General features: G+C 57.4%; 6 protein-coding genes and 1 pseudogene. 5 read left to right on the plus strand and 2 right to left on the minus strand.

Going from position 1 to position 8,004, the window contains the following annotated elements; all coding sequences use genetic code 11:
• Positions 1 to 645 (plus strand): annotated as a pseudogene (locus ABX749_RS13995) (hypothetical protein); the annotation flags it as partial.
• A 65-nt stretch (positions 646 to 710) separates the two neighbouring features.
• On the opposite strand, the gene ABX749_RS14000 reads toward ABX749_RS13995, so the two are convergent.
• Positions 711 to 1,892: an AGE family epimerase/isomerase gene (locus ABX749_RS14000; protein ID WP_372896517.1), complete on the minus strand. Its 1,182-nt coding sequence runs from the start codon at positions 1,890 to 1,892 to the stop codon at positions 711 to 713.
• A gap of 154 nt (positions 1,893 to 2,046) precedes the next feature.
• Positions 2,047 to 2,928: a helix-turn-helix domain-containing protein gene (locus tag ABX749_RS14005; RefSeq protein WP_372896518.1), complete on the minus strand. Its 882-nt coding sequence runs from the start codon at positions 2,926 to 2,928 to the stop codon at positions 2,047 to 2,049.
• Between the two features lie 241 nt (positions 2,929 to 3,169).
• On the opposite strand from ABX749_RS14005, the gene ABX749_RS14010 reads away from it, so the two are divergent.
• The 4 genes from ABX749_RS14010 (at position 3,170) to hxpB (ending at position 7,975) form a co-directional block, all read left to right on the plus strand.
• A complete protein-coding gene (locus ABX749_RS14010) occupies positions 3,170 to 3,904 on the plus strand; it encodes a PIG-L deacetylase family protein (protein ID WP_372896519.1) in 735 nt (244 codons plus the stop codon).
• A 36-nt stretch (positions 3,905 to 3,940) separates the two neighbouring features.
• Positions 3,941 to 5,269 carry a Gfo/Idh/MocA family protein gene (locus ABX749_RS14015; RefSeq protein WP_372896520.1) on the plus strand — a complete coding sequence of 443 codons (1,329 nt, stop codon included), beginning with the start codon at positions 3,941 to 3,943 and terminating at the stop codon, positions 5,267 to 5,269.
• A 242-nt stretch (positions 5,270 to 5,511) separates the two neighbouring features.
• Positions 5,512 to 7,329: a potassium/proton antiporter gene (locus tag ABX749_RS14020; protein ID WP_372896521.1), complete on the plus strand. Its 1,818-nt coding sequence runs from the start codon at positions 5,512 to 5,514 to the stop codon at positions 7,327 to 7,329.
• Positions 7,319 to 7,975 (plus strand): hexitol phosphatase HxpB, encoded by a 657-nt coding sequence (gene hxpB / locus ABX749_RS14025; protein WP_372896522.1) that lies wholly within the window; start codon positions 7,319 to 7,321, stop codon positions 7,973 to 7,975. The genes ABX749_RS14020 and hxpB overlap by 11 nt, the downstream gene beginning before the upstream one ends.
• Positions 7,976 to 8,004: the final 29 nt, after the last annotated feature.

An 8,004-nucleotide genomic window follows, 5' to 3' on the forward strand; every position in this document is an offset into this window, starting at 1 on the left:
CCAGGCACGCGGCCTGTCGATGCAAGCCCGCACGCGTCAGCAAGGGGCCACGCGGCGCCCCTCGCTGACGCGTCGGGCTGGCGTGATCGCATTGAATCCAAAAGATCGACCAAATCGACAGGCCGCACGCGAACGCGCAGCGAAATCGCCGAAGCGTGGGTCGCGATGCTGACAGCGGCGATTCGAGAGCAGGATGCGCAGACGCCCATCACCGTCGGTGTGATCCCCTGGGCGATGGTCTGGCCCAATGCCAAGCCGTTCTTCTATTCCCCCGAAATCGCCAAGCACTTTGACTTCGTGAGCATTCATGCTTACCCCGGCAAGGACAAACTCGATCAGGACCTCGCCGCGCTGGCGGTGTACGACATCGGCAAGCCGCTCGTCGTGGAAGAAACCTTCCCGCTGAATTGCTCAATCGATGACATGGATCGCTTCATCGAGGGCGGTAAAGATCGCGTCGACGGCTGGATCAGTCATTACTTCGGCTATTCGATCCAAGAGCATGCCGCAGGTGCCAAGCCACATGGCGTCGCGCCCGAATCACCATTCGGCGTCACGGTCGCCGATTTCCTCCAGTACTGGAGCCAAAAGGGACAGTCGATTTCGACGACGCTGCCCCCAGCGATCAATCATGGCCGGGACTAACTCAGTGGCACGCGACATCCACGCCACCACACTCGCTTGATCTCCTCGTCGTTGGCCCGCAGCAATCACTGCAATCGTGAGAATTCGGCAAGCAGTTGCCAACAAACGAGCTGCATCCGGGGCAGATGGAAGGGGCCTTTCCAGAGGTTGCCTTTCAAGGTCGAGCTGATGGAACCGTCACGGTGCAGATAGCCGAACCATTCGCCGTGATCCGCGTCGGGGAAGTGCGAGTAGGTCCAGTCGTGAATCATCCGATGCCAGCGTTCGTACTTGGGGTCGGACGTAAGCAGAGAGGCAAACAGCGTGGCGATGATCGCTTCGTTCTGTGGCCACCAAAATTTCATGTCGTGCCAGTATTCCTGAACCGGCAAGCCATTCACGTCGACAAAGTAGAGCATGCCGCCGTTCTGCGGGTCCCAGCCCCGCTGCCACATCCAGTCGAGCATCTGACAGCCGGTGCGAATCAGTTCGCCATCCCCACGCAGCTTGCCTTCCAGCATGATGAACCAGGCGCCTTCGATCGCGTGCCCCGGATTCAGCGTGCGGCCGTCGAAATGGTCGATGATCTCGCCGCTGGGGCCGACCGTCTCCATCACACACTGAATGTCCTCTTTGAGATGGAATCGCCGAATGTCTTCGATACTGCGGTCGATCCACTCGTTGGCCTCGGGTAAGTCGATCGACTCACGTAGCTCTTGGGCGGTCGCAATCGTGATCATCGGAAATCCGAGTCCACGCAGGGGACGTGTGTCGGTGAATTTGGGATCGATGCCCTGTGGATCCAGGTTGTGGTCAATGAAACGTTGAAACGTCCGTTTCGCCTTTTCGGCATATCGTTGGTCGCCAGTCGCTTTGGCCAATTCCCCGAACGCGATCGCGGCAAAACTTTCGGAGAATGCGTAGCGTCGCTTACGAATCGGTTTGCCATCGCGGGTGACATGAAACCACATCCGACCGTCACGGGGATCAAAGCAATGATCGTCGAGAAACTGTGCACCGTGCTCAGCCAGTTCGAGCCATTCCGGCCGTTGCTCGACGTTGTTGTAAAGTTCCCCCAGCAGCCAAGTGAAGCGTCCCTGCTGCCAAACGCCCTTGTCGGTGTCGATGACGGTGCCGTCACGATCAAGCGACATCATGAAACCGCCATGCTCTCGATCGACACAGTGCTTTATCCAAAACGGCAGCGTGTCGTCGAGCAAGCCGTCACGGTACGTCGAAATCAACTCCTCTCGGCGAATCTTATCCATCGACCTTGACTCCAACATTCCGTATTCGGTTGAACCATCACATACCCGGCAAGTTAGTCGACCTTGTAATCCATTGGAAATACCAATCAGTCGCAATGAACGTCGCCCATCCATGCCGGCAATGCACCGTGATGGCGAAGCGAAGTCGGGCCAATCAAATCGAGGTGCGGAACCGGGTTCGGTATTCTCGCGGCGTCATCTGTCGAAGCTGCCGGAACCGGCGGTTGAAGTTGGACAGATTGGAAAATCCGGCCTGATGGCAAATCGAAACAACGGCAGCGTTGCTGTCGCAGAGCAGTCGACAGGCGAGCCCGATGCGTAACTCGTTGATGTAGGCAGAGACCGTGCGGCCAGTTGACTGCTTAAAAAAGCGGCTGAACGCGGACGGATTCATGTCAGCCAAGTCCGCCAATTCATGATGGCTGAGTTCAGGATTGGAAAGATTGCCGGCAATGTGATCACAAATCGTCTGGATGCGTGTTTCCATGGCATCGTTTGCAACGCCGACAGCAAGGTATCGGTAGTGCTCACTCGCCAACGTCTTGGCCGCGTTGCAGCGAGACAACAAATCGAGGATCGATAGCAGTCCGATCAATCGCGAAGGTCCCACCGCATTGATCAGTGCTTCCATGCGGCGGCCCACTTCGACGGCGACGTCTTCAGGAAACCAAAGCCCTCGCTTGGCTCGCTCCAGAAGCCTCGCAATCACTTCCATTTCGACGCAGGAAAAGAAATCAGGTCCAAGAAAATCCGGATGAAACTGGAGCACAATCGCCGCGTGTCGATCATAGGGCTGGCCGCGATACTCGTCCGACGCCCAAGTGTGAGGAAGCTGCGAACCACTGAGTACCAGGTCGTGATCGCCGTAGCTGCCGATGTGATCGCCGACGATCCGAGAACCAGAGCCGTTGGCGATGTAGGTCAGCTCGACTTCGGGATGGCGGTGCCACTTCACGGGCGAACGCAGCGCAGATCGGTCGAAGCAGCGAAACGATTCGCCCGAAGAGGGGACCAGCTTTTCGTAGGAGGGCTTCATGGGCACACTCTGGCATGCGTTTGGGATGCGCACAGAAAGTACGCATTCGTGCAAAGACGCGCCTGCAAACGACAATAAAAAACATCCATGCGCACATATTGTATTAGATCATGCGAACGGAGAGGAGGAAACCGTTGGCAAAAAGAGGATCATTGGAAGCCTGAAACAACCCGTTCCCAACGAGGCTCGCTTCGTGTCCCCTACCAATCACCAACCGGATCGCAGAGTTGCGTTAGCACTGATGGCGCATCCCGACGATGCCGAAATCACTTGTGCCGGCACCTTGATCCGACTTGCTGAATCCGGCTGGGACGTTCACATCGCCACCACCACGGCGGGTGATTGCGGGGCACTGGAGGGATCACCCGAAGAAATTGCAAAAATACGGATCGCCGAAGGGACTCGCGCAGCCGAGTCCGTGGGACTGAGCTTTCATTGCCTGGGGCAACCCGACGGCCGAGTTGTTTATGACCGCGACTCGTTGCAGCAAACGATCGATCTGTTTCGTCAGATCGCGCCGACGCTTGTGATCACGATGCCGTTGTCCGACTACCACGCCGACCATGAGGTCACCGGTCAGCTTGGACGGGCGGCGAGTTTCGTCTACGCGGCGCCGAACGCATCGGCGGTTCCATTGAAGAAAGGCTCTACCGTTCCGTACCTGTACTACTGCGACGGGCACGGCGGTGTGGATCGCATGGGCAATCCGATCGAGCCGACGGTCTGCGTGGACATCACTGAACAGCTTGACCGCAAGACCGAAATGTTGGCCTGTCACGCGAGTCAACGCGAATGGTTGAAGGCACACAACGGCATTGACGAGTACCTGTCGATGATGCGCGACTACTGCATCGATCGAGGCCGCCAATTCGGAACCGAAGCCGCCGAGGCCTTTGTGCAGCATCGCGGGCATGGGCATCCCCGTGAAGACCTTTTGACAGAACTCTTTCCGCTGCGTTCGTTGAGTGACCACTAACCCTTTCGGATCCCACGTTCCATACCTTGGACAAAAATGAATATGCACCAATCCAATCCGACTTCATCGACACCGAATCGCCGAACCGCTTTGCTGAGCGGGAGTGCCTTGTCGGCGGCAATCATGGCGAACACCACGACGAAAGGCCTGCACGCATCCGATGGCGAGAGTCGTGATCCCAAGCGAGTCGTCAAGATCGCACTGATCGGTTCGGGAGGACGCGGTACCGGGGCGATCAATGATTCATTGACCATCAATGAGAACGTTCAGCTGATCGCGCTGGCTGATCTGGACCGCGATCATTGCGAACGAACACTGGCCGCCATGTCTCGACGACACGGCGATAAAGTCGATGTCAAACCAGAACGAATCCACACCGGACTCGATGCCTACAAGCAGGTACTGTCAGACCCCGATGTCGACCTGGTGCTCATCGCATCTCCGCCCGGGTTCCATCCCCTGCACGCAAGCGAAGCGGTCAAAGCGGGCAAACACGTCTTCTGTGAAAAACCATCCTGCGTCGACGCCGCAGGCTATCAAACCTGCCTGGCAACCCACGACGAAGCCGTCAAGAACGGAACCGCGATCGTGACCGGCACGCAGTACCGCAGACAAGTCAACTACATGGGAGCCGTCGAACAAATCCGCGAAGGGCTGATCGGCGACATCATCAGCGCCACCAGTCGGTACTGCTCCAACGGAATTTGGTTCAAGAACCGCAAGGACGGCATGACCGACACGCAGTACCAAATCTACAACTGGATGCACTTCAACTGGCTGGCCGGAGATCAAATCTGCGAACAAGCGGTCCACAACATCGACGCAATGAACTGGGTGATGGGGTCTGCTCCCGAAACCGCGTACGGCTGCGGCGGCCGGTTCACTCGCCCCGAAGGCAGCGAGATGTGGGACAGCATGTCGATCGATTACACCTACCCTGGCAACCGCACCCTGTCGTTTACCTGTCGCCAAATCCCTGGGACTCAGGGCGACAACGGCAACGTGATCTACGGCAGCAAAGGCATTGCCACGATCGATGCGGGCAGTGGTGGATCACGCATCACCGACCGCGACGGAAAAGAGCTGTGGTCGATGAAGGGAAGCATTGCCGACGCCTACAAACAAGAACACAAAGACCTGGTCGATTCCATCCGATCCGGCGAGCCGATTGTCGAATTCAGGCAGACCGCCGAAAGTTCGCTGACCGCTGTGATGGGGCGGATGGCCGCCTACACCGGACAAAAAGTCACTTGGGATTTCATGAGCAAAGAATCGACGCTCGACCTTTTCCCGGCACACTTGGATTGGAACGGCGAACTCCCCGAGCCCGCTTACGCGATCCCTGGCAAAGTAAAGTTGACTTGAGGTTCGTCCGCTTCAACTTTCCATGCGTTGAACAGGTGATGTTTTCATTTTCAATGGCGGTTGCTTCTCCAATCGCCTTCCTACCCAACCTGCCTGCCTGGGCGTAGGCAGGTTGGTGGCCGCGAGATCGCAACGTCCGTTCACCGGAATCGCAAGCGGGAAGCTTACGCCACTTTCATCAGAAATCACTCTTCCCTAGACTGGACCTTTAAGATCTCTTTCCATCGCGATTCCGTTCGTCAATGCTCAGCATCGAATCACTGATCCTCATCACCGGCGTTTTGCTGTTGCTGGGAATTGCGTCGAACAAATTCTCCGCCCGCATGGGCGTGCCGGTCCTATTCGTCTTTCTCATGGTGGGAATGCTAGCGGGATCGGAGGGCATCGGCGGAATCGAGTTCGAGAACTACTCGCTCGCTCACGGAATCGGCACGGCCACACTGTGCATCATTCTTTTTGATGGCGGCATCCGAACACCCTACGGTTCGATTCAGTCGGCATGGAAGCCAGCGGGAGTGCTGGCGACGGTAGGGGTGTTCATCACGGCACTGATCACCGGTTTAGCGGCCTCGTGGATTTTGGGGCTCTCTGTTCTTCAGGGTTTGTTGCTGGGCAGCATCGTCGGATCGACAGACGCATCGGTCGTGTTCTCGGTGCTGCGCGGCGGTGGCGTCCATATCCGCCCCAAATTGGCCAACACGCTGGAAGTCGAGAGTGGCTCCAACGACCCGATGGCCATCTTTCTCACGATCGGTCTGATCCAAGTCTTATCCAATGCCGTGCCGCTCGGAGTCGGGTTGCTGGTGTTGTTCATCAACCAGATCGTTTTGGGTGCGATCGTTGGACTGCTCGTCGGCTGGGTCGGCTCCTTGATGTTACGACACATTCGTTTGGAAGCCGCCGGGCTGTATCCTGTTTTGGCGACCGCGCTGGGTCTGTCTTCATTCGGATTGGCAGCGGCGCTGGGCGGCAGCGGTTTTTTGTCGGTCTATCTGACCGGCATCGTGATCGGGAACCGACGCCCCGTTTTCCACCGGGGTATTTTGCTGTTCCACGATGCGATGGCATGGATTTGTCAAATCCTTATGTTTACGGCGTTGGGGATTCTCTCTTTCCCGAGTCGGCTGTTGGACGTGGCGATACCGGCAGTGGCGATCGCGGCCGTGTTGATCTTCGTCGCCCGACCGATCGCGGTTTTCCTTTGCGCCGCTCCGTTCAAGTTCGCTCGCCAGGAATTGACGTTCTTGTCGTGGGTGGGGCTCAAAGGAGCTGTCCCGATCACGCTGGCAACCTTTCCGATGTTGGCCAATCTGCCGAGTGCGTCGTTGATCTTCGATGTCGTCTTCTTCGTGGTGCTTGTCTCCGCTCTGGTTCAGGGTTGGACGTTGCCCGCCGTCGCCCGCTACTTAAAACTCGAAGTGCCGACACGTCTGCCGCCCCCGGTGACCCTTGAGATCAGTTCACTGCGAAATGTCGATAGTGACATCGTCGACTATTTCGTCGATCACGAATGCCGAGCGGCTGGGGCACAGATCAAGAACTTGGCCTTGCCCGAAGGCGTGGTCATTGCCCTGATCGTTCGAAACGAACAAACCGTCTTGCCCCAAGGCCGTTCGATACTCCAGAGCGGCGATCATGTGATCGTCGTCCTGCGCCCCAACGTGCGTTCTTTGGTCGACAGTGTCTTTGCACATCGCGATCACCAGAGCCTGGGCCTACCGCCGCAATTGGAGTTTCCGTTGCGGGGAACCGTCCGCGTGAGTGAACTGGAGCAGTTTTACCAGATCAAGCTGGACGGCGATGCCGATTCGACGCTCGACGAGCTGGTTCGTGGGCGGCTTCCAAAAGACAAGCTAGCGATCGGCGCGACCGTACAATTTGAGTCTGTGACCCTGCGTGTTCGGGAACTCTCCAAGCGAGGCACGGTGGACTTTGTCGGCATGACCATCTTGCCGCCGTCGAGCGACCAGGCAACACCCCAACCCAAGAAGACCGCAGCAGCGGATCAAACAGCAGATCAAACAGCGAAAGAGTCGAAGGGTGCAACGCATGATGATTGAAGCAGCCGTGTTTGACATGGACGGGTTGATGATCGACTCACAACCTTTTTGGCAAGAAGCTCAACTTGAGGTTTTTGCCCAGATCGGCGTCGCCATCACCCGCCAAGACACGATCGACACGACGGGAATGCGGGTCGACGAGATTGTCCAACGGTGCTACGAACAGACGCCTTGGGAATCGGTCAGTTGCGAAGACGTTTGCAGCCGAATCGTCGACCGGGTGATCGAACTGGTGCAAACGCACAAGCCCGCGATGCCCGGATTGAACCAGGCCATCAGCGTTTGCCAACAGGCAGGATTGAAACTCGCACTCGCGTCATCGTCACCGATGACGTTGATTCAGGCGACGATCGACGCGCTCGATCTGCATGGCGTTTTCCAAGCGATCGTGTCGGGTGCGGAGTTGCGGTACTCAAAGCCTCATCCGGAAGTCTACCTCAACGCCTGCGATGCGCTGGGTGTCCAGCCTTTCCGGTGTCTCGCCTTAGAGGACTCGTTCATCGGGCTACTGGCCGCCAAAGCAGCTCAGATGAAAACCATTGTCATTCCCGAAGCGGCCGCCGCCGATCAAACGCACTTTGTCATCGCCGATCGACAGCTTCCTTCGCTGCACGATTTGTCTGCCGACCTGCTCGGTGCGCTCTAAGCACGGCAAAATGAATCTGGCAGAATCAC

Origin of the sequence: Stieleria sp. (assembly GCF_041595215.1) — a bacterium.
GTDB lineage: Bacteria > Planctomycetota > Planctomycetia > Pirellulales > Pirellulaceae > Stieleria > Stieleria magnilauensis.

Bases quoted from the DNA above. Each gene is read 5' to 3' on its own strand.
- ABX749_RS14020 (WP_372896521.1), top strand. From the start codon at position 5,512: ATGCTCAGCATCGAATCACTGATCCTCATCACCGGCGTTTTGCTGTTG.
- ABX749_RS14005 (WP_372896518.1), bottom strand. From the start codon at position 2,928: ATGAAGCCCTCCTACGAAAAGCTGGTCCCCTCTTCGGGCGAATCGTTT.
- ABX749_RS14010 (WP_372896519.1), top strand. From the start codon at position 3,170: ATGGCGCATCCCGACGATGCCGAAATCACTTGTGCCGGCACCTTGATC.
- hxpB (WP_372896522.1), top strand. From the start codon at position 7,319: ATGATGATTGAAGCAGCCGTGTTTGACATGGACGGGTTGATGATCGAC.
- ABX749_RS14000 (WP_372896517.1), bottom strand. From the start codon at position 1,892: ATGGATAAGATTCGCCGAGAGGAGTTGATTTCGACGTACCGTGACGGC.
- ABX749_RS14015 (WP_372896520.1), top strand. From the start codon at position 3,941: ATGAATATGCACCAATCCAATCCGACTTCATCGACACCGAATCGCCGA.